The sequence below is a fragment of the Pseudomonas maioricensis genome, from assembly GCF_022790535.1.
Classification (GTDB): Bacteria; Pseudomonadota; Gammaproteobacteria; order Pseudomonadales; family Pseudomonadaceae; genus Aquipseudomonas; species Aquipseudomonas maioricensis.
In genome coordinates, this window is the sequence record NZ_LOHG01000004.1 from 358,908 (window position 1) to 383,105 (window position 24,198).

A 24,198-nucleotide genomic window follows, 5' to 3' on the forward strand; every position below is an offset into this window, starting at 1 on the left:
CGGGAATCTCACTCGTTTATCGGAGATACATAATGTCTACCACCCCTGTCACCTTGCTGGTTGCGCGTCGCGTCGCCCATGGTCGCTATCAGGAACTGATCGCCTGGCTGCATGAAGGCGAACGACTGGCCACCGACTTCCCCGGTTATCTGGGTTCAGGCGTGCTTGCTCCGCCTCCCGGAGACGATGAATTCCAGATTATTTTCCGTTTCGCCAACGCTGAAACCATGCACGCCTGGGAGCATTCCGAGTCACGAAGCTCTTGGTTGGTGCGTGGCAGCGGCTTATTCGCACAACCTTCGGAACACCGCGTCAGTGGTATCGATGGCTGGTTCGGCTCTGTCGGCCAACGTCCGCCGCGCTGGAAACAGGCGGTTGCGATCTGGCTCGCGTTCTTCCCGGTCTCGCTCCTGTTCAACTTCGTGCTCGGCCCGCTGCTCAACGATCTGCAACTGGTTCCACGCATCATGATCAGCACGCTGATACTCACGCCGCTGATGGTTTTCTGGTTTATCCCGTTGTCGACCCACTTGTTGGCAGGCTGGCTAAACCCGGCACCGACGCCAGAACAGCCACAACCCGAGTCTGTACGCAGCAACTGACCAGGCAGCGACCGGGCCGCTACAGGCTGCCTGGTCCGCAATGCCCCTGCCGCGACAAACTTCGGTATGCTATGCGCTCTCGTGGGGACATCCCCGAACGCATGCATCCAGCAAAGCTGAACAGTCGCTAAATGAATAATCCAATCCTGATTACCGGGGCCAGTCAGCGGGTAGGGCTTGAGCTGGCGATCGAGCTGGCCAAAGCGGGCCATTTCGTTGTCAACGCCAGCCGCAGCATTGCGCACACCGCCGAGCACCCGAATATTGTCTCCTTTCAGACAGATCTGCTGCGCTCAGAAGACCGCATGGCGCTTGTCGAGTACCTGAAAACCAATTATTCAGGGCTTAGAGCCGTCATCCATAACGCCTCGCTGTGGCTTGATGACAGCGTCGACAATTTGAACACCATGTTCAAACTCCATGTAGAAGCGCCTTATCACTTGAACCACGAGTTGGCGGCGCTTCTGGCCAAGAGCAAAAAGTCGGACATCATCCATATCTGCGATGAAACCTCATCGCGCGGCAGCAAGAGCCACATTGCCTATGCGGCCACAAAAGTTGCGCTGCAGAACATGGTGCTGTCCTTCGCTGAAAAGTTCGCGCCGGACATTCGGGTAAACGCCATCCTGCCTGGCTTGCTGATCCTCAAGGAAAACAGCGACGAGGCTTATCGGAATCAGGCACTCAAGAAGGCCCTGCTGGAATTCGAGCCGGGCTCACAGCCGTTGATCGATGCGGTGTTCTATCTGCTGAATACGCAGTACAGCACGGGAAGCAGCGTGGTCGTTAACGGCGGCCGACACCTTAAAAAAGGGATTTGAAGATCACTCGGGTAGCCGCAGCTACCCTGCATCGCTCCCCTCATTCAACGTGGCAGGAATACCATGACTGACCAAGAACGCCTTGAACTCGAAGCCGCTGCTTTTCGCAGACTGGTCGCCCATCTGGACAGCCGCAAGGATGTGCAGAATATCGATTTGATGAACCTGTCCGGCTTCTGCCGTAACTGCCTGTCCAAATGGTACAAGGCAGCCGCAGACGAAAAACACATTGAGATCAGCCTCGATGACGCTCGCGAAGTCGTTTACGGCATGCCTTACAGCGAGTGGAAAGCCCAATACCAGAAAGAAGCCAGCGTCGAGCAACAAGCGACGTTTGCCAAGGAAACCAAGCATGACTGATCTGAACACCCTGCGCGCCAGCCTCGACAGCGGCGAACATCTCTTCGCTGACACCCTGGCATTCATTGCCGCTGGCTATGAATACCAGCCCCAGGCGTTCACCAACGGTGGTGTGGAAAATGCTGCTGGCCAGAACGAGGGTTCCTGCAAGACGCTGGGTCTGGCGTTGCTGGAAGGCCTTAGTGACAAACATGCGCTGCTGGCTTTCGGCGAGCACTACCGTTCGGTAGTCGCCACACCTGAAGCCAGCGACCACGGTAATATCCGCGCGCTGATCGCCCATGGGCTGGCGGGTGTGAAGTTTGCCGGTGAGCCGCTGAAGCGCAAGGCCTGACCGACACACATTTTGTAGGAGCTGCCGAAGGCTGCGAATGACGGAGATCGTCTCGCAGCCTTCGGCAGCTCCTACAGATAGATACACAGCACCCATAAAAAAACCGGCCTGAGCCGGTTTTTTATCGCCATACAAACGCTATCAGAACGATGCGTTCGCCAGGCCATCCAGATAGCGCTCTGCATCCAGTGCAGCCATGCAGCCTGCGCCAGCAGAAGTGATCGCCTGACGATAAACGTGGTCAGCCACGTCGCCTGCAGCAAATACACCTTCAACGCTGGTAGCCGTTGCATTACCTTCGCGGCCACCCTGCACCACCATGTAGCCGTCTTTCAGTGCCAGCTGGCCTTCGAACAGCGAAGTGTTCGGTGTGTGGCCGATCGCGATGAACACGCCATCCACTGTCAGCTCTGAAGTGCTGCCGTCGTTGTTTTTCAACCGTGCACCCGTCACGCCCATGTTGTCGCCCAGGACTTCGTCCAACGTGGCGTTCAGCTTGAGTTCGATCTTGCCTTCGGCAACCCGCGCATGCAGCTTGTCGATCAGGATCTTTTCGGCGCGGAACGTCTCGCGACGGTGAACCAGAGTCACCTTGCTGGCGATGTTCGCCAGGTACAGAGCCTCTTCAACGGCAGTGTTACCACCGCCAACTACGGCGACTGGCTTGTTGCGATAGAAGAACCCGTCGCAGGTAGCGCATGCCGACACGCCTTTGCCCATGAATGCTTCTTCAGATGGCAGGCCCAGATAACGAGCGCTGGCACCGGTCGCGATGATCAACGCGTCACAGGTGTAAGTGCCGCTGTCGCCTTTGAGGCTGAACGGCTTGCCAGCGAGGTCTACAGCATTGATGTGATCGAAGACGATTTCGGTTTCGAAACGCTCGGCGTGTTCGCGCATACGCTCCATCAACACCGGGCCGGTCAGGCCGTGCACATCACCGGGCCAGTTATCGACCTCGGTAGTGGTGGTCAACTGACCGCCAGCCTGCATGCCGGTGATCAGCAAAGGCTTGAGGTTGGCACGTGCGGCATATACCGCAGCGCTATAACCGGCAGGGCCGGAGCCGAGAATGATTACTCGGGAATGACGTACATCAGACATGACAGACTCCTATCGACCGACCATTGACGCCGTGGTCGCACCGGCTGGAATAAAAAGGATCGTCGATAAGCACTTGGGGAAGGCTCAGAAACACGACAATCCTGAAAAATGTGAAGCTGCGGCCGAAACCGCAGCAACGTGTTACAGACTGGTAGCGTTTTCGGCCAGGTAATCAGCAACGCCTTTAGCGTCAGCTTTCATGCCTTTCTGACCTGGACGCCAGCCGGCTGGGCAAACTTCGCCGTTTTCTTCGGTGAACTGCAGCGCTTCAACCAGACGGATCATGTCTTCAACATCACGGCCCAGCGGCAGGTTGTTAACGACCTGATGCTGAACAACACCTTCACGGTCGATCAGGAACGATGCACGCAGTGCAACACCTGCATCGTGCTCGATGCCGTAAGCGCGGGTGATTTCGTGCTTCACGTCAGCGACCATGGTGAACTCGACTTCGCCGATGCCACCCTTCTCTACCGGGGTGCTGCGCCATGCGTAGTGAGTGAACTGCGAATCGATGGAAACGCCAACCACTTCAACACCCAGCTCGCGGAATTTAGCGATGCGGTTGTTGTGGGCGATGATTTCCGAAGGGCATACGAAGGTGAAATCCAGAGGCCAGAAAAACAGCACAACGTATTTACCGCGCAGCGAGGACAGTTTGAAGCTGTCGACAATAGAGCCGTCGCCCAGCACTGCAGCTGAATCGAAATCCGGAGCCTGTTTGTTTACCAGTACGCTCATGATGTCTCCCTGAAAGATAAAAAATGAAAAGGATAGGTTGAGAAATTGGTGGCCAGCCTATCGGGGCTGCAAAGATTAAGGAAATATCGTTTCACAATCCACCTCATAGGTAATCCCTATTCCCATGAGCCCCGTATTTCAGCCTGTCCGCAGACTTTACGCCTATGGGATTGTTACTGCGAATGTCCGCTGTCACAGAGGCGCAGCGTTAATCGAACAAACCGCAATCTTCCAGGTTGAACCCTATTCTGTAGGAGCTCACCGAGGTTACGAGGCCAGCGATGACGGTGTATCAGACAGGTCGCCATCGCGGCCTCGCGTTGCTCGTGCGCTCCTACAGGTCCAATGTTTGCCATGGGAAAGCGCCGTGTCGCAGGTCATACATTCGCTTCCAACACCGCTTTCACCCGCCAGGCAAAGCCGGTAAGGTCGGCGGGTTTTCCATCATTCGGAGGCTGCCATGCCTGCTCCCGCTCTCTCGGGCCCGCAATACCTGCGTGAAGGCCTGAAACTGGTGCTCAGCCCAGGCCTGCGTCTATTTGTACTGCTGCCGCTGACTATTAATCTGCTGCTGTTTGCAGGCCTGATTTATCTGGCTATGCATCAGTTCGGCATGTGGGTTGATACGTTCATGCCTGAATTGCCAAGCTGGTTGAGTTTCCTTAGCTATATCCTCTGGCCGCTGTTCGTCGCGCTGGTGATTTTCATGGTGTTTTTCACGTTCACCATGCTCGCCAACATCATCGCTGCCCCCTTCAACGGCTTTCTGGCAGAAAAAGTCGAAGTGGTAGTACGTGGAACTGATGACTTTCCGCCGTTCAGTTGGGGTGAATTGATCGCCATGGTGCCACGCACCTTCGGCCGGGAGATGCGCAAGCTTGGCTATTTTCTGCCTCGTGCACTAGCCCTGTTCATCCTGTCGTTCATCCCCGTCGTCAACCTGATTGCTGCGCCGCTATGGCTGCTATTCGGGGTCTGGATGATGGCCATCCAGTACATCGACTATCCGGCGGACAACCACAAGCTTGGCTGGAACGAAATGCTCGCCTGGCTACGCGCCAAACGCTGGCAGAGCCTGAGCTTCGGCGGCATTGTTTATGTGGCGTTGCTAATCCCGGTGGTCAACATCCTGATGATGCCGGCCGCTGTCGCCGGGGCAACTTTATTCTGGGTGAGGGAGCGGGGTGAGGAAGCGTTACGGATACAGAAACCCTGAGAATAATAAAAAGGCCCTTGATTGGGCCTTTTTATTTCCACCCCCATAAGTAGAGCCATGCCAGCTAAATTGATAAAAGTATAAAAAGAAAAGACTTACATAACTTTGAAACTATTCCCACACAAATAAAAAACAAGCTTGAAACTTACCTGGCAAACTATTGCCTTTCATTGGCAACTGCCTGCCGCAGTCCTACAAAACGCTTTCCGTAGGACGTTTATGTAGGAGCATAATTCCGTTTTCTATCTCGTCCTATTTCATTGACGCTAAAACAAGGCCAGTTCCTACACGGAAGATTCTGGCACTCCTGTTGCTATTACAGCCATACAACAAGGAGTGAGCAAAACATGGAAATCAAGCCAACTACCATTCACCCGAATACTAAGACCGGGCAGAAAAAAACCTCAACAGCAGACTCCGGAGGGTTCGCGCAGATCCTGAACGGTGTAACCAAATCGACGTCTGCTCAAAAGATCGAAGCGCAGCCCGCCGCGTTGTGTCGCCTGACGAAACCACGATCACACTTGCAACTCACCAGCCTCAATCCAGTCAGCGGCCCGCCCAAGCCCAAGCCCGCGGCATTGGAAACAATTGGCGAGTCGCGGATTTTGCCGTTTGTTTTATCTACTACGCGGTGAAGGCAGCAGACATGACGATGCAGATTGATAAAGACGTCAAGGGTGCGACCTCTATAACCGGGTCGAGCACTTCCATAAACAAAAGCTCCGCTAACCCAGGCAATGCTGGATCTACCTCTTCGTTTGGCAAAGTCTTTGAGGAGAAGATGAACTGCTACAGACCGGATAGGCAGCCGGTCGGCCGAATACTATCAAACGAGCAGATCAGGGAAGACATCATGATGGAGGCGCGGACATCGCCCGAAGACGCGTACCGGCTGGCGCACAGCTATGCTTTCAACTCACTGACAATGCCACTTATTGATGTCACCGACAGGGACAACATTCGCTATTCGGGAAACGGCGAACTGATCACGGCCGAGTCGTCCGCTTACTACACGAATACCATGCTCACCATGCAAAGAGAACGCATCAACCTTTATCGAGCAGAGATGAAAAAAGGCACACCGCCTATAGAAATTCTTGAGAAAGTCCTGAGATTCAACGACTCATTGCCACCTCGCTTTCTGGACATGAGTAGTTGGTGATATTGGTCGTACCCGCGCTTCGGGCGGGTACGAAACTCTTGGTTACCAGCTGACAGTTACCTGACCCAATTGCCCAGCGACCGGCGAAGGTCCACCCGCCGCAAGTTTCAGCTCAAAATAAAGCGGTTGCCTGGCAAGAAAACCGTGGAACCGGGCTGTAGATCCCCTTCGCACTCTGGAGACGTCTATGCATCGGTCCGAGGCTTGGCAAAGATAGACCTGCAATCCCCGAGGCCAGCCTTGAACATTCCAGTTCCAGTTAACATTCCTGATGGTTTGCCCCTCTCTCACTGTGTTGGGTACGGGGACTTGGGCAACGTACACGTAACCTCTGGAATGCAACGCAGGCAAATTTACCGATGAACTATAACTACCGGCCATGGCACTGTGAGAGCCCAATAAAGCCGCAGCGACAATTACGACAGACGCAAAAATACCGTTCAACTTTTTAACGTTTTTCATTTTTCTTCCTGAAATAAAGTAACGAGAACGCCGCTTCATCGAGATGAAGACAACACGCCCCGAGAGATTCAAACCATCCAACTAACCAGTCAGTGACTCGATAAACCCGACGTTACCCAGAAAGAAAACTGCATTAACACTACATATATACTGAATGAAAGACCTACAAAGAAAACTTGCGGCCTCGCCGGACGACAATCTTTCTCTTGCAGTCCATCCAACTAAATATCTTTACCGTTTATTCAACTTACTATTAACTTGCATTGCGCCCACCTCAATCATATCCACACCCGTCACAAATCCATCACCCCACCGCCACATAAACGAAATCATTGCGGTCGACACTGGCTGTCATGAGCCAAATTCTTCACATCACCTTAATTACCGAAACCTTCGCTCCCGAGATCAATGGCGTTGCCAATACCCTGGGCCGTTTGTGCGACGGGCTGCGGCTGCGCGGGCATCGGGTGGAACTGGTGCGGCCACGTCAGGCTGGCGATGCAGCGCTGGCCGCCGATGATCTGATGCTCTGCCGAGGCTGGCCGATCCCGGGTTATCCGGGCCTGCAATGGGGGCAGTCGTCGATGCATAAGCTGCTGCGCCGTTGGCAGCGGCAGCGACCGGACGTGCTGTACATCGCCACTGAAGGTCCGCTGGGGCTCTCGGCGTTGCGGGCGGCGCGCCGGTTGGGGATTACGGTGATCAGCGGCTTCCACACCAACTTTGCGCAGTACACACAGCAATACGGCATGGGTTTCATGAACCGTTTGCTGACTCATTACCTGCGCTGGTTCCACAACCGCTCGAAGGTGACGCTGGTCCCCAGCATCAGCCAGAAGATCGCCCTTGAGAGGAAAGGCTTCGAACGTATCGAACTGCTTTCACGAGGCGTAGACAGTGGGTTATTTCATCCGTCGAAACGCTCGCAGACGCTACGCGAAGGTTGGGGGCTGGGCGCTGGCGACATCGCCGTGCTACACGTCGGCAGACTCGCGCCGGAAAAAAACCTGAGTCTGCTCAAGTCGGGTTTTGAAGCTTTACGCATCAAGTATCCGCAGCGCCAGTTGAAACTGGTGATTGTGGGCGACGGTCCGCAACGCGCAGCGCTCCAACAACAACTTCCGGACGCTATCTTCTGTGGCACTCAGCGCGGTGAAGCGCTGGCCGAACACTACGCATCAGGGGATGTATTTCTGTTCCCAAGCCTGACCGAGACCTTTGGCAATGTCGTGTTGGAAGCACTGGCATCGGGGCTGGGTGTGGTGGCTTATGACGAGGCTGCGGCAGGGCAGCATATTCGCCACGGGCATAATGGCGCGCTGGCCATGCCAGGCGACGAGGCGGCCTTTATTGATGCGGCCTGCTGGTTGCTGGAAGACAGCGAAACCTTGAGACGTGTGCGTCTCAATGCCCGGCAGCACGCGAGCCGTCAGGGCTGGGGGGCGATCATTGATCTGTTCGAACGAAAAATGCTCAGTGCCTGCCCGCTGCCAGAACCCGTCACTTCTCGACAGGTCCATGGCACCGAGTTGAAGCTCAAACGCTAGACCAGCGTGGTCAGTGCATCGCGACTGAACGGCAGAATGTCTTGCTCACGTCCTTCGCGAACTTTTACAGCCCAATCCGGATCCACCAGCAACGCACGTCCCACGGCCACCAGATCAAACTCATCAGCGTCCAGACGCTTGAGCAGATTCTCCAGGCTGGCGGGCTGAGCGACCTTGTCGGTGTTGACCATGAACTGCAGGAACTCACCATCCAGCCCGACACTGCCTACGGTAATGGTCGGTTTGCCGGTCAGCTTGCGCGTCCAGCCTGCCAGGTTGAGATCGGAGCCTTCGAACTCAGGCTCCCAGAAACGCCGCGTCGAGCAGTGGAAAATGTCTACTCCGGCGTCCGACAGTGGCTTGAGAAACTCGCCAAGCGCTTCTGGGGTCTGCACCAGCCGAGCGCTGTAATCCTGCTGCTTCCACTGCGAGAAACGGAAAATAATCGGGTAGTCCGGACCCACCGCAGCCCGCACCGCTTTGACCAGCTCGATAGCAAACCGCGACCTGTTGGCCAGGCTGCCACCGTACTCATCTTCGCGCTGATTGCTGCCCTCCCAGAAGAACTGATCAACCAGATAGCCATGAGCACCATGGATTTCTACCCCGTCCATGCCAATGGCCTGTGCGTCTTTGGCGGCCTGGGCAAACGCGGCGATAACATCATCGATGTCTTGTTTGCTCATGCCATGCACAACGACCTGGCCCTCCTTGAGTTTTTCCATAGGCCCGTAGGCAGGGACGCTGGCATCCGGCTCCGTGCCCAGACGACGCACTGCACCGACATGCCACAACTGCGGAACGATCTTGCCGCCCTCGGCATGCACCGCATCGACGACTTTCTTCCAGCCAGCCAAGGGCGCGTCACCGAAGAACTGGGGGACGTTGGGGTAGCCGTTGGAGGCTTGGTGATTAACAGTCGTGCCTTCAGTGATGATCAGACCAACACCGGCTGCAGCGCGGCGACGGTAATACTCGATCACTTTCGAATTAGGAACATGACCGGGGGAGAACGAGCGCGTCATAGGTGCCATGACAACACGCGACGACAGTTCAAGACTGCCCAGACGGAAGGGTTTGAACAGGGCTTTAACCGGCATGCGAGGCTCCTTGGGATTATTACGAATCATCAAGGATAGGGCGGCGCCCAAGAGGGGTGACAGCACTATTGATTTGGGTGATTTGGATTAAGAAGCGGCTCAGCGATGCACTGTCCCTTTCAGGAGCTCGTTGTCTTGCGGCAAACACAGACCTCGCGCCAAGCCGGTAGGAGCGAACTTGTTCGCGAAAGGGCCGTTAACTTCGCTGCATCTGCTTGGTCAGGAATTCCGCCTTCCCGGATGAATCCGGTCCTACAGGGTCTTTGTGAGTTCAGATAATCAGGTGATGTTTGACAGGAGGTCACGACGGCCTTGAAGCGGGGTTTAATGCAGACCGCTATCGTTGCCTCGCGCTGCTCGTGAGCTCCTACAGGTCGCGTGTTCGCAGAAATCAGCTCAGCGCTTTCTCAATGGCCTGAATGACAGCCGGATCATCGGGCGTTGTGCGCGGCGAGAATCGTGCGAGTACCGCACCATTTTTACCGACCAGAAACTTTTCGAAATTCCAGGTGATATCCCCGGGAAACTCGGCACCCTCGCCCGCCAGCAAACGGTAAAGCTGGTGACGATGGGGATCATTCACCTCAAGCTTCTCGCCCAACGGGAAGGTCACGCCATAGTTGAGACTGCAGAACTCCTGGATTTCCTGCGCAGAACCTGGCTCCTGCCCGGCAAACTGGTTGCACGGCAGACCCAGCACACTGAAGCCCTGGTCCTTGTATTGCTGATAGAGATTCTCGAGCGCCGCGTATTGAGGCGTCAGCCCGCACTTTGAAGCGACATTGACGACCAGAACCACTCGTCCCTTGAAGGTCGCCAGAGAAAGCTCCTGACCATCCAGATCCTTCAATTTAATGTCGTGAAACGCACTCATGACCCACTCCCCCTCAAATCCAGCGGACAAAAAAGGCGCCTACCAGGCTGCGTGAACCAAGTCGTTCGCGCAGAACCTGCCTGGGCGCCTTTTCAGCTACCTGAGCTTAGCAGCTCAAATCAATGGTGGTGACCACCTTCGCCATGCACGTGACCGTGGGCGATTTCTTCCTGGCTGGCGTCACGAATATCAACGATCTTGACTTCGAAGTTCAAGCGCTGACCGGCCAGTGGGTGGTTGCCGTCAACAGTGACGTCGTCGCCGTCCAGGTCGCGGATGGTGACGATCTGCATGCTGCCGTCAGGACCGGAAGCGTGGAACTGCATACCCACTTCCAGTTCGTCGACACCTTCGAACATGCTGCGGCTCAGAGTGCTGACCAGTTCTGCGGAGTATTCGCCGTAGGCGTCTTCCGGCTCGATAGCGACTTTCACTTCGTCACCAACGTTCTTGCCGTCCAGGGCCTTTTCCAGGCCCGGGATGATATTGCCTGCGCCTTGCAGGTAAACCAGCGGCGCGCCGCCAGCGGAACTGTCGATGACCTCACCAGCGTCATTGGTCAGGGTATAGTCAATAGAGACAGCCTTATTGGCGGCGATCGGCATGGGGCAAAACCTTTGCTTAAGATTGAAGAACGATCAAGTTTAACCAAGCCATCGCTCGAAAGCGAACGCAACTCTGACGGACGGAGACAGACGGGCCATATTGAATAACGTGACAGTCACTGATTTCCGGCAGGACGAAGAGGGCCATTGGGTGGCGGTGTTGTCGTGCGGGCATACTCAACACCTGCGCCATCAACCGCCCTGGCAATCACGTGCCTGGGTGCTCGATCCCGTACAGCGCCTGCAAAAAATAGGTCAGGGCTTTCACTGTGGCTGGTGTGCGCAGGCCTCGGATAACGATAACCTTAGCCACCGTTGAGACGCTGCGGATCGACAGCGCCCTGTTTCCCGGTCAATGGTGTGTTCACGTCCACCATGGCCCTTGTACTGCTCAAGCGAGAACCCTGAATGCAGACTTTCTTTATTGCCCCCACAGACTTTGGTGTGGGTCTGACATCCATCAGCCTGGGTCTGGTGCGTACTCTTGAGCGCGCCGGGTTGAAAGTCGGCTTTTTCAAACCTATCGCTCAACCGCACCCTGGTGATCTTGGCCCGGAGCGATCCACGGAACTGGTTGCCCGTACGCACGGCCTTAATCCGCCACGACCGCTGGCCCTTTCTCATGTGGAGCGGATGCTCGGTGACGGCCAACTGGATGAACTGCTCGAAGAAATCATCAGCCTCTATCAGCAGGCAGCCGTTGGCAAAGACGTCTTGATTGTCGAAGGCATGGTACCGACCCGTCACGCCAGTTATGCAGCCCGGGTCAATCTGCACCTGGCCAAGAGCCTGGATGCGGATGTGATTCTGGTCTCGGCACCGGAAAACGAAGTGCTGGCTGAACTCTCGGGCCGCGTCGAACTGCAGGCTCAGCTGTTTGGCGGCCCCAAGGACCCGAAAGTCCTGGGGGTGATTCTCAATAAAGTCCGCTCTGAAGAAAGCATGGAAGCGTTCGCCGCACGGCTCAAAGAGCATTCGCCACTGTTGCGCAGCGGCGACTTCCGTTTGCTGGGGTGCATTCCCTATCAGGCCGAGCTGAACGCCCCACGTACCCGCGATGTAGCAGAGCTGCTCGGCGCACAGGTGATCAACGCCGGTGACTACGATCAGCGGCGCATGTCGAAAATCATTATCTGCGCCCGTACCGTGCTCAATACCGTGCAGTTACTCAAACCCGGCGTACTGGTCGTGACGCCTGGCGATCGCGACGACATCATTCTTGCCGTCAGTCTTGCGGCCATGAACGGCGTGCCTCTGGCAGGCTTGCTGCTGACCAGCGACACCGTGCCTGACCCGCGCATCATGGAATTGTGTCGCGGGGCCTTGCAGGCAGGCCTGCCAGTTCTGTCGGTGAGCACCGGTTCCTATGACACGGCCACTCAGCTCAATCAGTTGAACAAAGAAATCCCCATTGATGACCGCGAGCGAGCCGAGATCATCACTGATTTCGTCGCCAGTCATCTGGACGCCAACTGGCTGCACCAACGATGTGGCACCCCGAGAGAATTACGCCTGTCCCCGGCGGTGTTCCGTTATCAATTGATCCAGCGGGCTCAGGCCGCCAACAAACGTATTGTGCTGCCCGAAGGCAGCGAGCCGCTGACCATTCAGGCCGCCGCGATCTGTCATGCACGCGGGATCGCCCGTTGCGTGCTGCTCGCCAAGCCCGAAGAAGTCCATTCGGTAGCCAAGGCGCAAGGCATCGAACTGCCGCCCGGCCTAGAGATTCTTGATCCGGATGTGATTCGCGAGCGTTACATCGCACCAATGGTCGAGTTGCGTAAAAGCAAAAGCCTCAATGCGCCGATGGCTGAGCAGCAACTGGAAGATACGGTGGTGATCGGCACCATGATGCTGGCGCTGGACGAGGTCGACGGGCTGGTTTCCGGTGTCATTCACTCCACCGCCAACACCATTCGCCCGGCCCTGCAACTGATCAAGACCGCACCGGGCTGCACGCTGGTGTCTTCGGTGTTTTTCATGCTGTTTCCGGATCAGGTACTGGTCTATGGCGACTGCATCATGAACCCACACCCAAGCGCCGCCGAGCTGGCGGAAATCGCCTTGCAAAGCGCCAACTCGGCAGTGGCCTTCGGTATTACGCCACGGGTCGCTATGATCAGCTATTCCAGCGGCAACTCGGCCAGCGGCGAAGAAGTTGAAAAGGTCCGTGAGGCAACGCAACTCGCCAAGGAGACTCAGCGCGATCTGCTGATCGACGGCCCGCTGCAATACGATGCTGCCGCCAACGAGAACGTCGCCCGACAATTAGCACCCGACAGCGCCGTAGCCGGTCGCGCCAATGTGTTCGTGTTCCCCGACCTGAACACCGGCAATACCACCTACAAAGCCGTACAACGCAGCGCCGACTGCGTCAGTATCGGGCCGATGCTGCAAGGCCTACGCAAACCGGTGAACGATCTGCCCCGCGGCGCACAGGTGGATGACATCGTCTACACCATCGCATTGACGGCGATTCAGGCTGACACCCTTTCCTGACACACTGCTGCATCACACTCACGGTGCTGTCGCCTGCCGGGCGACAGCACTCGAATAATCTTCTGGAGCCCTTCCGGTATGGATTTCCTGCCTGCCCCATTGCGCGGCTTCATCGCCTCGCTGCTGTTGGCGCTCAACACCATTGTTTGTTGTACGCCGCTGTTCGTGGTCGCCATCTTCAAACTTTGCCTGCCCTTCCCCGCCGCTCAGCGCGTGACGGACTGGCTGATGAGCCACATTCATGAAGCGTGGATCGCCAACAACAATCACTGGATGAACCTGATCGGGCACACCCGCTGGCATTTGAGTGGTCTGGAAAGACTGGATTACGAGCACTCGTATCTGGTGACCAGCAATCACCAGAGTTGGGTCGACATCATGGTGTTGCAGTATGTATTGAACCGCCGGATTCGCCCGTTGAAGTTCTTCCTCAAGCAGGAGTTGATCTGGGTACCGGTGATCGGTCTGGCGTGGTGGGCGCTGGGTTTCCCGTTCATGAAGCGCTACTCCAAAGCCTACCTGGCAAAACACCCGGAGAAGCAAGGCAAGGACCTGGCAACCACTCGCCGGACCTGCGCCAAATTCCGCAATAATCCGGTGGGCATTTTCAACTTCGCTGAAGGCACCCGTTTCACCAGCGGCAAACATGCCGTGCAGTCATCACCGTTCCGCTATCTGCTCAAACCCAAGGCAGGCGGCATCGCGTTTGTTCTGGATGCGATGGGTGAACAGCTGGAGTCGATCATCAACGTCACGATTCATTACCCACAGGGTCGGCCAGGTTACTGGGATCTGCTATGCGGTAATGTTCGGGAAGTGGTCGCGCATTTCGAAGAGATCAAGATTCCGCCGCACTTCATTGGCAAGAATTACGATCAGGACGGCGAGTACCGCCTGGAATTCCAGCAGTGGATCAATAAGCTGTGGGAAGAGAAGGATCAGCTGTTGGCGCGGTTGCACAGCGAGTATCCCGCAAAGGTGTGAAGCGCTTATCAAACCAACCGCAATCTTTCAGGGTGAACCCTCTCCTGTAGGAGCTCACCGAGGTTACGAGGCCAGCGATGGCGGTGTATCAGACAAGCCGCTATCGCTGGCCTCGTAACCTCGGTGAGCTCCTACAGGGCTAATGTTTGCTGCGCGACAGCGCGTGGCTCGTTACCAGAACGTACCGCGCAACGTCAGCATGTGGTTGCGCGGTTCGCCGTACCAGTTGGTGGCAAAGGTCGAGCCCACAGTGGCGTAGTAGTTTTTGTCGAAGATGTTGTTGGCGTTATAGGTGACCGTCCAGTGATCATCGACCCGATATTCAGCAAGCGCGTTCCACACCGCATAGCCTGCCTGATCAAATTCGTAGTCACTGGTAACACCTTGGTAAGTAATGGTTCCGCTGTAATAGTTAGCGCTCTGAAGATTAACACCGCCGCCCACTTTCAAATCAGACAGGACGCCCGGCAGCCGATAGGTCGAAAACAGTTTGAACAAGTGCTTGGGTGTCACTGAGCTCAACGGCGCACTCGAATCCTTGTTGCGGTTCATGTTGTACGTGTAACCCGCCATCAGCATCCAGTCGGGAAGGATTTCACCCGACGCTTCGAGATCGATACCTTTGCTGACGACCTCGCCCTGATTGACGTAACAGCAACTGCCCGCAAACAGAGAAGATGTGGTTGGGTAACTCGGGTCACGCACCCCCTGGTTTTCCCGCTTGGTGTAGTAAAGGGCGAAGTTGGTGTTGACCGCGCCGCCAAACAGTTCCCCCTTCAGACCGGTTTCATACGTCTTGCCTTCCATCGCCTCCATGGGCGTACCCGGCGGAGGGCCCTCCAGCAAGTTGACCTGAGGCTTGTGGATCTCTGAGTAGCTGCCATACACCGACCACTCATCACTCAGGTCATAGACCAGACCGCCATAAGGAGTGACTTTGGTCGGTTCGCGCATGGAGATTTCCGACTGGGTCGTCCAGGTTGTTCCGACACGAGTCTTGTAGGTCTGATCAAACTTGTAGCGCTGTGCACGGGCGCCCACGATCAAGTGCAGCGGTTCCATCAACTGCAAACGCACGCTACCGTAGACACCGTACTGCTTCTGGTTGTTGGGGTTGTAGTCGCGACTGTATTCGGTAGTGTCGGCTGGCTCGGCAAAAGGCGTACTGGCCGGGTCGAAAACGTTGACCGCTCCAGTCGCCTCCGCAAACCTGGCTGTACCCAACCATCGGCTGGTGATCTCTTGATAGTCAGCGCCCACCACAAGCGAATGCTGCAAGCCGAACATCTCGAAATTGCCGGACACGTTGGTGTCCCACATTCGCTGCTGGTTTTCCTGCTTGACCGCCGTGCCATACCAGGTCAGCCCGCCTCCGGTTGTCGGGTTAACGCCTGCGCCATTGCTGGTCGCGCTTTTGAAATAGCCCACGTCCCATAAATCGGTGTAGGAAATATTGAGCTTCCAGTCATCCGAGAGCTGGTGGTCAATCTTGGCGAACACTTCGCGCCCCGTCGCGTCGGTGTAGGCCCAGTTCTGGGTTAGACCGGTGTGCCGTGGGAGTTTGAGGTCCGAGCCATCCAGATAGCGTGGCACCGAGCTTTGCGTGCCGTTTTCATGGGCTTTGTTGTATCGAACACCGAACGTCAGCATGGTGTCATCGGTGACGTCCGCTTCCAGTACGCCATAGAAAAAAGGTTTTTCCGTACTGCGGTTATCAACGAAATACTGCCGATCGGTATTGGCTAACACCATCCGTCCACGTAGCTTGCCGTCGAATGCTATCGGGCCAGTGACGTCCAGTTCCTGGCGGTAGTTGTCCCAGCTGCCCGCCGAGGCCGTGAGTTTCAGTTGAAAGGCATCCATGGGCCGTTTGCGCACCATATTGACGAGGCCGCCTGGATCACCGGTCCCGCCAAACAGCGCAGCAGAACCGCGCAACACTTCGAGGTGGTCGAACTCCGCCAGGTCGAACACGTTGGACGAATAGAAACTGCCCAGCGAACTGCCCTGCGCCATAGGGGCCGCACCATCGAGCTGAAAGTTCTGAATGGTGAAGCCCCTGGACAGAATGTCGGCCGTTCTGAAGGTGTTGTTCTGCACGGTGATACCCGGTGTCGCCCGCATCGCATCGTTGATATCCGTCATCTGCTGATCGGCCATCAACTGCTGGCTGACAATCGAAATCGACTGCGGTGTCTGACGCAGACTGGTCGGCGTCTTGGAGCCAACGCTGGTCAGCCCGGTAGTGTAGGAACCCGAGTTCTCGGTTGCCTCCCCCATGCCCTGCCCCTGAATACTGGTCGCGCCCAGCTCAATGGCGGCGTCGTTGCGCCGGGAAATCACCAACGTCGAGCCTTGCTGCTGATAAGTCAGGCCACTGCCATCAAGCAAGCGCTGTAGTGCATCCAGCGGTTCAAGGTTGCCCTTGATAGCAGGTGCATTGCGCTGGGCAACAATACTGTCATCGACCGCAATGGTCAGGCCCGCGGTTTCTCCCAACTGCCTGAGCGATGTCGCCAGTGGTTGCGAGGGCAAATCAAGGGAAACAGGTGCAGCCATTGCGTGGCCCGCCAAGGCCAGAGACATGGCAACCGCAAGATTCTTCAGGGGATGACAAAACATGAGGTTTCTCGTTATAGGCAGCAGATACCTAATGACGCGGTAACGGATAAAAATCCTGATGTGCAAACGAGAATTATTTTCGGCCGTCCCTTAACGTGCACGTAGTTGGGTAATGGCGTCACTCTGCTCAACCTCGACGGCCGCGATTTTCGGCAACGCCGACAGGAAGCTGTCGATGTCGGAAAGCTGCACCACTGCCGTGATCAAGGGTGATTTCTTGCCTGCGATGCTGCGTACTGGCTGCTCGTGATAGCGAGAGATGCTTTCAGCGATCTCGGCCAGATCCGCCTGCGTGAAGATCAATCGACCACGCTCGAATGCGAACGCATTGGCCGCGGGAATGACCAGGCGCTGCAATGGCTGGTCGCGACGGATTTCGGCTACTTGATCCTGAGTGAGCTGCAGACTCGCCGCGTCACCGTCGACCTGAACCTTGCCCCGCTCGACGCTGACCCGCAGACGGTCATCAAGCCTGTTGACCACAAAGCGCGTGCCCAGCACCGTTACCCGCGCAAGCCCTGCGTCTACGATAAACGGCCGGTCGGCAGCATGGGCCACATCAAAAATGACTTCGCCCTGCATCAGAAAAACCTGCCGCTGCAACCCTTCGTAGCGCACCTGCACACGCGTGTTGGCCCCCAGAACAATCTCGCTGCCATCGGGTAAACGCTGCTTGAGTTGCTCGCCACGACGGGTAAAAAACTGTTGTTCGTAAGCCCCGCTGCGACTGCCGTACCGCCACGCCAGACCGGCAACGAGTAACCCGCTCAGCCCCAGCAGGCCGGTGCGCATGAAGGTGCGGCGACTGCTGCGCTTTTCCATGGAGTGGGCCAGCGCCTGGGTTTTACGGGTTGAGGTGAAATCGCCCCACAACTCGCAGAAGGCCTGATATTCCACCCGATGCTGGGAATCGGCACGCAGCCACACCTCAAATCGGGCGCGATCAGGATGATCTTCAGGGACGTCGAGCAAACGGGTAAACCAGCGCGCCGCCTGCTCCCGGGGCGAACTCACGGGCAAAGAGTCTCGCGAGCGGCGCGCAGGTCGAGCAAGGCACGCATCAGGTGCCGCTCAACCATGCTCAGGCTGATATTGAGCAGGCTGGCGATATGCGCCTGGCGGTGCCCCTCGATACGGGCCAGCCAGAAGACTTCACGGCAACGTGGCGGCAGGCAATCCAGAATGCGTTCCAAGGCTTCAAGACGCTGCTGCAAATCAGCGAGGTGCTCGGCTGATGGCGCGAACTCTTCGTTCACGTTGTCATGCGTCAGGCATGCACCTTCATCATCGTAAAGGGGCAGGTAACGAGAGGCGTCGCGGTAATGATCGATCAGTACGGTATGCGCAACACGGCGCAAGTAGGCGTTGGGTTGCTCGATGGTGATTCGCTGGCTCGCCAGCATGTAGCGAATGAAAGCGTCGTGAAGGATATCGTAGGCGCTGTGAACGCAACGCGTCTGCCTGCTCAGGCTGAGCAACAGATCGGTGTAAGCCCACCGCAAGTTGATACCGTTCCAGTTCATCCGTTTCATCCATGCTGCTGGCGGCTGGACCTACCTGTCAGTGACAAGGCGTCAGCCGCTCGGAGCGCAAGGATAAAAGCTTTAATGAAATATCGCAAATAGGAAGCATTACTATTTGCGATATTAGGGTCAAACGGTCATCCACACCCGCTTTGAATTACTGCTGGTACTGCTCATATTGCTGACCCGGAATCGGCTTGAGGTTAACCTCAACCCGACGGTTCTGGGCACGGCCATTGACGTCGGCGTTGCTGGCAATCGGCTGATCAGGGCCTGCGCCACGTACTGAGAGACGAGCAGGATCAACGCCCTGCGACGTCAGGTAGGTACTCACGCTTTGAGCGCGCTGCTGGGACAAGTCCATGTTGTGCTGACGCGAACCGGTACTGTCGGTGTAACCGACAATCTCGATGTTGTTCTGGTTGAACTGCTTCAGTGACCCGGCCAGATTGTTCAGCGGCGAATAGAAGCTGCTGGCGATGGCCGAAGAGTCGGTTGCGAACGTGATGTTGCCAGGCATGATCAACTTGATTTGATCACCTTGACGCTGAACCTCGACACCCGTGTTGGCCATGCTCTCGCGCAGTGCCTTTTCCTGCTTGTCAGCGTAGTAACCGTAACCGGCAGACGCGGCGCCCACTACGGCGGCACCGATCAAGGCACCCTTGCCGCGATTGTTGTGATCAATAGCCGCGCCCGCTACTGCGCCCGCCAACGCACCCAGCCCGCCATATTTCGCAGTCTTGCTCACACCGCCAGAGTTCTGCGCCTGGCCTTGGTTGTCATAGGGATTCTGCGACGCACACCCGGAAAGCAGGGCCACGGCAGTAGCGACAATAATCAAACGACGCGAGGTAAACATTGGAATGCTCCTGAATTCTATAAACAGCAGGTCCTGGGACTTGTGATCGAATTAGAGCATGGCAGCCCGTAAAGATTCCTTAACCATGCCTGAACGATGCTCAAGCCCTAACGAATGGGTTCTCACGCATTTCATCACCCAGTCGCGTATCCGGACCATGCCCGGTCACTGTTTGATCTTCATTGGCGCGTTGATTTTCAGATTTGTTTTTGACGCTAAAAGTTAAATAAAAATAACCTACTGATTAATAAAAGATAAATGACAATTAAGGCTTTTGTAAAAGGAGCCGTTTCCCCCCCTGTTTTTTTTAAAACCTCACCATATACTGGCATTAGGCAATCAAGTGAGCAGTCTCGTGAATCGAGGTGTAATCATGTCGGTCCGCAGGTCAAAAATCGGTTGTCCTGAATTGCCACTCAGCTCATATACCAATTCCATGCCGTGCAAGGCAGCGTATCGACGCCGAGAAGGTACGCGGCCATGTTGAAAAAGATCCCCGTCGCCGAGTTGAAACTCGGTATGCACATACACGAGTTCTGTCGGCCCCGAAGCAATGAGCCGTCGTGGGCGAGCGATGTTGAAGTCAAACTCAATGATCCTGATTTCTTCAAGCAAATAAAGGAATCGGCCGTCACTGAGGTGTGGATTGACACCAATCTGGGCCTGAACACCAAAGGTATGGGCTCAGTTACGCCCATCCATCAACAGGCTGAAGACAACAGTGATACAACGCCTTCGAGCATGGCCGAGGAATTGGCGCGTGCCAAACTGATCTGCGGTCGCGCCAAAAACGCAGTGATGACCATGTTCAGCGAAGCCAAGATGGGCAAAGCCATGAACGTGGCGGACGTGGGGCTGCTGGTTGAAGAAATCTCCAATTCGATACTGCGCCATCCCCATGCATTGATCAGCCTGTCACGCCTGAAAACCTCCGACGAATACACATACATGCACTCTGTAGCGGTGTGTGCGCTGATGGTAGCGCTTGCCCGGCGCATGAATCTGGATGAAGAACAGGTGCGTGAAGCGGGTGCCGCCGGGCTGATGCATGACGTGGGCAAAATGATGATTGACCCGCTGATTCTCAACAAGCCGGGGCGGTTGACCCCTGAAGAATATGCGGTGATGAAGCACCACCCTGAGGCAGGCCTGAAGATTCTGCAGGACAGCAATCAGGTCAACGCCACCGTGCTCGATGTGTGCCTGCACCACCATGAAAAGTTCGACGGCTCTGGCTACCCACACGGTCTGGCCGGAGAACACATCAGCCTGTTTGCCAGAATGGGCGCAGTGTGTGATGTGTACGACGCCGTCACTTCCGACCGGCCTTATAAAAAAGGCTGGGGTGCCGCCAATTCAATTCGGGAAATGGCCAACTGGAAAGGTCACTTCGACGAAAAAATCTTCCAGACTTTCGTCAAGACGCTGGGGATTTATCCGGTTGGCACACTGGTGTCTCTGGCCAGCGGCCGCCTGGCAGTCGTTACCGAACAGAGCGAAAAATCGTTGCTGATGCCAAGCGTCAAAGTCTTCATGTCCGCCCGGACGCGACGCCCTCTCACACCGACAGTGATCAACCTGGGCAATTCACAGGAACATGACACCATCCTGAAGATTGAAACGCCGGAAGACTGGGGCATCACCGACATCGATGAGTTGTGGATGGGGGCCAAAGCAGGAGCGGCCAACTGAGGCTCAGCTCAGCAAGCCCAACTCCTGCGCCCGGGCCACAGCCTGGGTACGACGCTCGACACCTAACTTGCCATTGATATGGCTGGCGTGAGTTTTGACGGTGTGCAGCGAGATGAAAAGCTGGTCGCTGATTTCCTGGTTCGAACACCCTTGGGCAATCAAATGCAGGACGCTGAGTTCTCTCACGCTGAGGGTATCAGTAGCGTGCAGCACATCAGCGTTCTCACGCGATGGCGGGCAGGTCGCCAGCGGAATTTTTTCCAACAGGGCATCACGTGCGGCACAGGGAGCCTCTTGCAGGAGTTGCTCGCGCAACCAGCCAGGATGATGCTCAATCAAATCATGAAACGGCAGCAGTGCTCCGCCAGTCGCTGCACGTAGACTCTGATCAAGCAGGCTGCGAGCCTTTGCCTCCTCGCCACACCCCATCAGCAACACCATCTGCTGAACCAGCGCTGTCAGATTGAGAAGCTGACCGTCGACGTTGCGGGCATGATTTCCCAGCCGTTCAAGGCGCTGGGTGCTGGCCCCGACTTGACCCTGGATGCGCTCAAGCACGGCGCACTGCAGCTCCACATAATGAGGCAGTTGGGGATGGCACTCAGGTGAGGGCGCTGGAGTTTCACCGCTATAGGTTTGAGTCAGTCGCAGCAACCAGGCTTCAGCCAGATCAAACCGGCCTTGCGCCAGCCAAAGCTCGCACTTGACCAGCGTAATCATCGCCAGATAGTAAATCGCTGGCACATCCCAGATATGCATCAGCCTTTCGGCTTCAGACAACTCCGCGAATGCCTCGGCGAAACGCCCCTCACGGCCGAGCAAACCGGCGAGCACGCAGTGGCCGATCAGCACGCTGATATCCCGGCACGCCCGCGCTTCAGCGAGCCCCGCGATCAGTTGCGCACGGCCAGCATCATTCTGCATACGCAGCGTCAGCAGAAAACCTTCATAAAGCGTCAGCCGCGCGCGTATCGCATATAGCCTTTGCGCGGGCAAACCCTTCAGCCGTTGCAACCCGTGGCGCACTTCGTCCAGCGCTCGCAAGATTTCGCCTCGTGCCTGCAATGCACGAGCCCGATCGTAATGCGCAAGGGCTTCAAACAGCGGGTTGGCGACCCGTTGCGCGAGCTCAAGCGCCTCACGGTTGAGCGCCCGCGCACGCCACAGATCGCCCTCGGCAATGGCCAGATTGGCGAGGGTCGAAAGGCACATCAGGCGCTGGCCGTAACGCTTTCGCGGCAGGCTGAGCAATGCTTCGCTGCAACAGCGCTGAGTCTTTTCGGTATCCCCTCGCCCTCGGGCAATAATCCCGCTCAGCGCAAGCCACTGCGCGAGCATGGACTTCTGCGCCGTAGCAGAAGGCGCCGGAAGAAAGCGGCTAAGGTGCTCGGCCAGTTCTTCTGCAGCGTCGAGCTGACACGCCAGCCCGAGTGCCCAGGCATACAAGACAATCAGCCGTGGCGTGCTGATCAGCAGGCTGTCTGGCAGGTCCATTTTCCAGCGTAACAACATGCCGACGTTTTGCTCAGCGAGTAATTGTTCTTCAGAAAGGTTCTGCACCAGGTTGGCTGCAACGTCCAGATGCCCTGCCCGCAACGCCTGCTCGACCGCCTCATCCAGCAACCCCTGCTCGCTGAACCAGCGGCAGGCATTCAGGTGCAAACGATTTTGTGGCGGCCCGGCCTGCGTCCTGGCGCGCAGCAGATCGGAGAATAAATGGTGGTAACGGTACCAACGTCCATGCTCATCCAGCGGGACGAGAAACACTTGATGCGCCTGCAGATAGCGCAGCATTTGCGCGCTGTCATGGCTGTCCCTGACGGCGTCGCACAATTCAAAACAAAAGCGTTCAAGGCACGCGGTGTCATATACGAACGCCTGCACATCACCGGGCAGGCAATCGATGACTTCTTCCAGCAAGTAATCGCGAATCAACCCTTCACCGCCGTGCAGCGCCTGAGGCAACTCACTGTCAGTGCCGACTTCGGAAGCTGCCAGTAACCAGAAACGCAACCCGGCAACCCAGCCTTCGCTGCGCTCAATGAGGCTTTGCAGCGCATCGGCGTCCAGTGAGCTGCTGCGTGGCCCTAAAAGCGCCAGGGATTCGCCATGGGTCAGGCGCAAATCCTGTTCGTTGAGCTCCACGAGTTGCCGCGAGAGTCGCAAGCGCGCCAGATGCCATTCAGGACGCTGGCGGCTGGTGACCATGACGATCAGCCCGGCGGGTAAATGATTGAGGAAGAATTGCAGGCAGCGATCCAGTACCGGTCCCTGTGCCAGGTGGTAGTCGTCGAGGACCAGCAGAACAGGCTTACCGAGCATCAGGTGCATCGACAGCTCATCAAGCAAGCCATCCAGCCACTCTTCAAAAGCGAAGGGCTGCTGACGCTGACGCATTTTCAACAAGCCCAGCGCCTGCGCGCCCAATTGCGGGAAGAACTGTTGCAGGGCAGCGAGCAGACGCTCCAGAAAACGCCCCGGGTCGCTGTCTCGCGGGCTCAGCCCCAGCCAGACGCTTTGCCATTGCTCAGGCAGGTTCTGGCAAAACTCCACCGCCAGCGAACTCTTGCCGAAACCTGCTGGCGCACTGACCAGCAATAACCGCCCCGATAACCCGGCGGTCAGGCGTGCGCACAAACGTTCACGGGTCACGTAGCCGTCAGGCAAGGGAGGTCGAAAGAATCGCCCCTCCAGCGCGGGAACCGCGTTGCCTGCGAATACTTGCAAACGGGACAAGTCAGTCATGGCCGGCTCTTGTTGAAGTCTTATCGGCTTGGCGAATGCTCTGGAGACTAGCCGGTAAGTCTGCCGTTTTGAAGGCACCGCGGGAAAAGACTGTAACAATTTGCCTACAATCATCGAACCGAATACATACCCATAAAAAAGCCCCTGTTACGGGGCCTCGGGTCACAACATTTTTTGAATCATCATTTACCGGCCAGCAAATACAGTACCTGTGGGAGCGAGTTTATTCGCGAAGGGGCCGGCGCGTTCAGAACATGTCTGTCGTCTGATGCACTGCCTTCGCGAATCAATCCGCCCTCATCAAGCACACTGCAACCTGCGGGATTGAAATGCATTTTCT

Annotated in this window: 23 protein-coding genes and 1 pseudogene; 12 read left to right on the forward strand and 12 right to left on the reverse strand. The window is 56.5% G+C overall.

Translation table 11 applies throughout. The annotated features are described in order from the left end of the window. Nucleotides 1-32 precede the first annotated feature (32 nt). The 4 genes from AUC61_RS08990 to AUC61_RS09005 all read left to right on the forward strand — a co-directional run bounded on the left by AUC61_RS08990 (nt 33) and on the right by AUC61_RS09005 (nt 2,117). Nucleotides 33-602 (forward strand): putative antibiotic biosynthesis monooxygenase, encoded by a 570-nt coding sequence (locus AUC61_RS08990; RefSeq protein WP_243245585.1) that lies wholly within the window; start codon nt 33-35, stop codon nt 600-602. A 131-nt stretch (nt 603-733) separates the two neighbouring features. Next, entirely contained in the window at nt 734-1,423 is a 690-nt protein-coding gene (gene folM / locus AUC61_RS08995) for a dihydromonapterin reductase (RefSeq protein WP_243245586.1), read from the forward strand. 63 nt (nt 1,424-1,486) lie between these two features. Then, nucleotides 1,487-1,783, forward strand: a complete 297-nt coding sequence (locus tag AUC61_RS09000; RefSeq protein WP_243245587.1) for a DUF1244 domain-containing protein — start codon at nt 1,487-1,489, stop codon at nt 1,781-1,783. After that, entirely contained in the window at nt 1,776-2,117 is a 342-nt protein-coding gene (locus tag AUC61_RS09005) for a HopJ type III effector protein (RefSeq protein ID WP_243245588.1), read from the forward strand. The genes AUC61_RS09000 and AUC61_RS09005 overlap by 8 nt, the downstream gene beginning before the upstream one ends. A gap of 141 nt (nt 2,118-2,258) precedes the next feature. On the opposite strand, the gene trxB is transcribed toward AUC61_RS09005, so the two are convergent. Continuing rightward, on the reverse strand, nt 2,259-3,221 hold the full coding sequence (gene trxB / locus AUC61_RS09010; RefSeq protein ID WP_243245589.1) for a thioredoxin-disulfide reductase: 963 nt from the start codon (nt 3,219-3,221) through the stop codon (nt 2,259-2,261). A gap of 141 nt (nt 3,222-3,362) precedes the next feature. Next, complete coding sequence (locus AUC61_RS09015) at nt 3,363-3,962, reverse strand: peroxiredoxin (protein ID WP_243245590.1); 600 nt, start codon at nt 3,960-3,962, stop codon at nt 3,363-3,365. Nucleotides 3,963-4,422: 460 nt separating this feature from the next. On the opposite strand from AUC61_RS09015, the gene cysZ reads away from it, so the two are divergent. The 3 genes from cysZ to AUC61_RS09030 all read left to right on the forward strand — a co-directional run bounded on the left by cysZ (nt 4,423) and on the right by AUC61_RS09030 (nt 6,343). Then, entirely contained in the window at nt 4,423-5,178 is a 756-nt protein-coding gene (gene cysZ / locus AUC61_RS09020) for a sulfate transporter CysZ (protein WP_243245591.1), read from the forward strand. Between the two features lie 347 nt (nt 5,179-5,525). Continuing rightward, a complete protein-coding gene (locus tag AUC61_RS09025; protein ID WP_243245592.1) occupies nt 5,526-5,816 on the forward strand; it encodes a hypothetical protein in 291 nt (96 codons plus the stop codon). An 11-nt stretch (nt 5,817-5,827) separates the two neighbouring features. Further along, on the forward strand, nt 5,828-6,343 hold the full coding sequence (locus AUC61_RS09030) for a hypothetical protein (protein WP_243245593.1): 516 nt from the start codon (nt 5,828-5,830) through the stop codon (nt 6,341-6,343). A 42-nt stretch (nt 6,344-6,385) separates the two neighbouring features. On the opposite strand, the gene AUC61_RS09035 is transcribed toward AUC61_RS09030, so the two are convergent. Further along, a complete protein-coding gene (locus AUC61_RS09035; protein WP_340163289.1) occupies nt 6,386-6,844 on the reverse strand; it encodes a flagellar protein FlhE in 459 nt (152 codons plus the stop codon). 314 nt (nt 6,845-7,158) lie between these two features. Between AUC61_RS09035 and AUC61_RS09040 the strand changes: the two genes are divergently transcribed. Continuing rightward, nucleotides 7,159-8,352: a glycosyltransferase family 4 protein gene (locus AUC61_RS09040; protein WP_243245594.1), complete on the forward strand. Its 1,194-nt coding sequence runs from the start codon at nt 7,159-7,161 to the stop codon at nt 8,350-8,352. Here the strand turns inward: AUC61_RS09040 and AUC61_RS09045 are convergent. From AUC61_RS09045 to AUC61_RS09055, 3 genes are all read right to left on the reverse strand, one after another. Continuing rightward, nucleotides 8,349-9,452 (reverse strand): NADH:flavin oxidoreductase, encoded by a 1,104-nt coding sequence (locus AUC61_RS09045; protein ID WP_243245595.1) that lies wholly within the window; start codon nt 9,450-9,452, stop codon nt 8,349-8,351. The two genes, AUC61_RS09040 and AUC61_RS09045, sit on opposite strands and share 4 nt — an antisense overlap. 391 nt (nt 9,453-9,843) lie before the next feature. Beyond that, nucleotides 9,844-10,326 (reverse strand): glutathione peroxidase, encoded by a 483-nt coding sequence (locus AUC61_RS09050; RefSeq protein ID WP_243245596.1) that lies wholly within the window; start codon nt 10,324-10,326, stop codon nt 9,844-9,846. A gap of 119 nt (nt 10,327-10,445) precedes the next feature. Beyond that, on the reverse strand, nt 10,446-10,931 hold the full coding sequence (locus AUC61_RS09055; protein WP_243245597.1) for an FKBP-type peptidyl-prolyl cis-trans isomerase: 486 nt from the start codon (nt 10,929-10,931) through the stop codon (nt 10,446-10,448). A 109-nt stretch (nt 10,932-11,040) separates the two neighbouring features. Between AUC61_RS09055 and AUC61_RS09060 the strand changes: the two genes are divergently transcribed. The 3 genes from AUC61_RS09060 to AUC61_RS09070 all read left to right on the forward strand — a co-directional run bounded on the left by AUC61_RS09060 (nt 11,041) and on the right by AUC61_RS09070 (nt 14,414). Next, the gene (locus tag AUC61_RS09060; RefSeq protein ID WP_243245670.1) at nt 11,041-11,250 is read left to right on the forward strand and encodes a DUF3565 domain-containing protein; all 210 of its coding nucleotides are present in this window, start codon (nt 11,041-11,043) and stop codon (nt 11,248-11,250) included. Nucleotides 11,251-11,339: 89 nt separating this feature from the next. Next, on the forward strand, nt 11,340-13,430 hold the full coding sequence (gene pta / locus AUC61_RS09065) for a phosphate acetyltransferase (RefSeq protein WP_243245598.1): 2,091 nt from the start codon (nt 11,340-11,342) through the stop codon (nt 13,428-13,430). A gap of 78 nt (nt 13,431-13,508) precedes the next feature. Beyond that, entirely contained in the window at nt 13,509-14,414 is a 906-nt protein-coding gene (locus tag AUC61_RS09070; protein WP_243245599.1) for an acyltransferase, read from the forward strand. A 171-nt stretch (nt 14,415-14,585) separates the two neighbouring features. On the opposite strand, the gene AUC61_RS09075 is transcribed toward AUC61_RS09070, so the two are convergent. The 5 genes and pseudogenes from AUC61_RS09075 to AUC61_RS09095 all read right to left on the reverse strand — a co-directional run. Further along, a complete protein-coding gene (locus tag AUC61_RS09075; RefSeq protein WP_243245600.1) occupies nt 14,586-17,036 on the reverse strand; it encodes a TonB-dependent siderophore receptor in 2,451 nt (816 codons plus the stop codon). Nucleotides 17,037-17,126: 90 nt separating this feature from the next. Next, the gene (locus AUC61_RS09080) at nt 17,127-18,050 is read right to left on the reverse strand and encodes a FecR family protein (protein ID WP_243245601.1); all 924 of its coding nucleotides are present in this window, start codon (nt 18,048-18,050) and stop codon (nt 17,127-17,129) included. Beyond that, nucleotides 18,047-18,559 (reverse strand): RNA polymerase sigma factor, encoded by a 513-nt coding sequence (locus AUC61_RS09085; protein ID WP_243245602.1) that lies wholly within the window; start codon nt 18,557-18,559, stop codon nt 18,047-18,049. Before AUC61_RS09085 ends, AUC61_RS09080 begins: the two co-directional genes overlap by 4 nt. Before the next feature lie 157 nt (nt 18,560-18,716). After that, nucleotides 18,717-19,421 carry a YiaD family glycine zipper/OmpA-like lipoprotein gene (locus AUC61_RS09090; protein ID WP_243245603.1) on the reverse strand — a complete coding sequence of 235 codons (705 nt, stop codon included), beginning with the start codon at nt 19,419-19,421 and terminating at the stop codon, nt 18,717-18,719. A gap of 100 nt (nt 19,422-19,521) precedes the next feature. After that, nucleotides 19,522-19,605, reverse strand: a pseudogene (locus AUC61_RS09095) (MBL fold metallo-hydrolase); the annotation flags it as partial. Between the two features lie 296 nt (nt 19,606-19,901). On the opposite strand from AUC61_RS09095, the gene AUC61_RS09100 reads away from it, so the two are divergent. Further along, nucleotides 19,902-21,113 (forward strand): cyclic di-GMP phosphodiesterase, encoded by a 1,212-nt coding sequence (locus AUC61_RS09100; RefSeq protein ID WP_243245604.1) that lies wholly within the window; start codon nt 19,902-19,904, stop codon nt 21,111-21,113. A 3-nt stretch (nt 21,114-21,116) separates the two neighbouring features. Here the strand turns inward: AUC61_RS09100 and AUC61_RS09105 are convergent, their stop codons facing one another. Next, on the reverse strand, nt 21,117-23,858 hold the full coding sequence (locus AUC61_RS09105) for a winged helix-turn-helix domain-containing protein (protein WP_243245605.1): 2,742 nt from the start codon (nt 23,856-23,858) through the stop codon (nt 21,117-21,119). Nucleotides 23,859-24,198 lie beyond the last annotated feature (340 nt).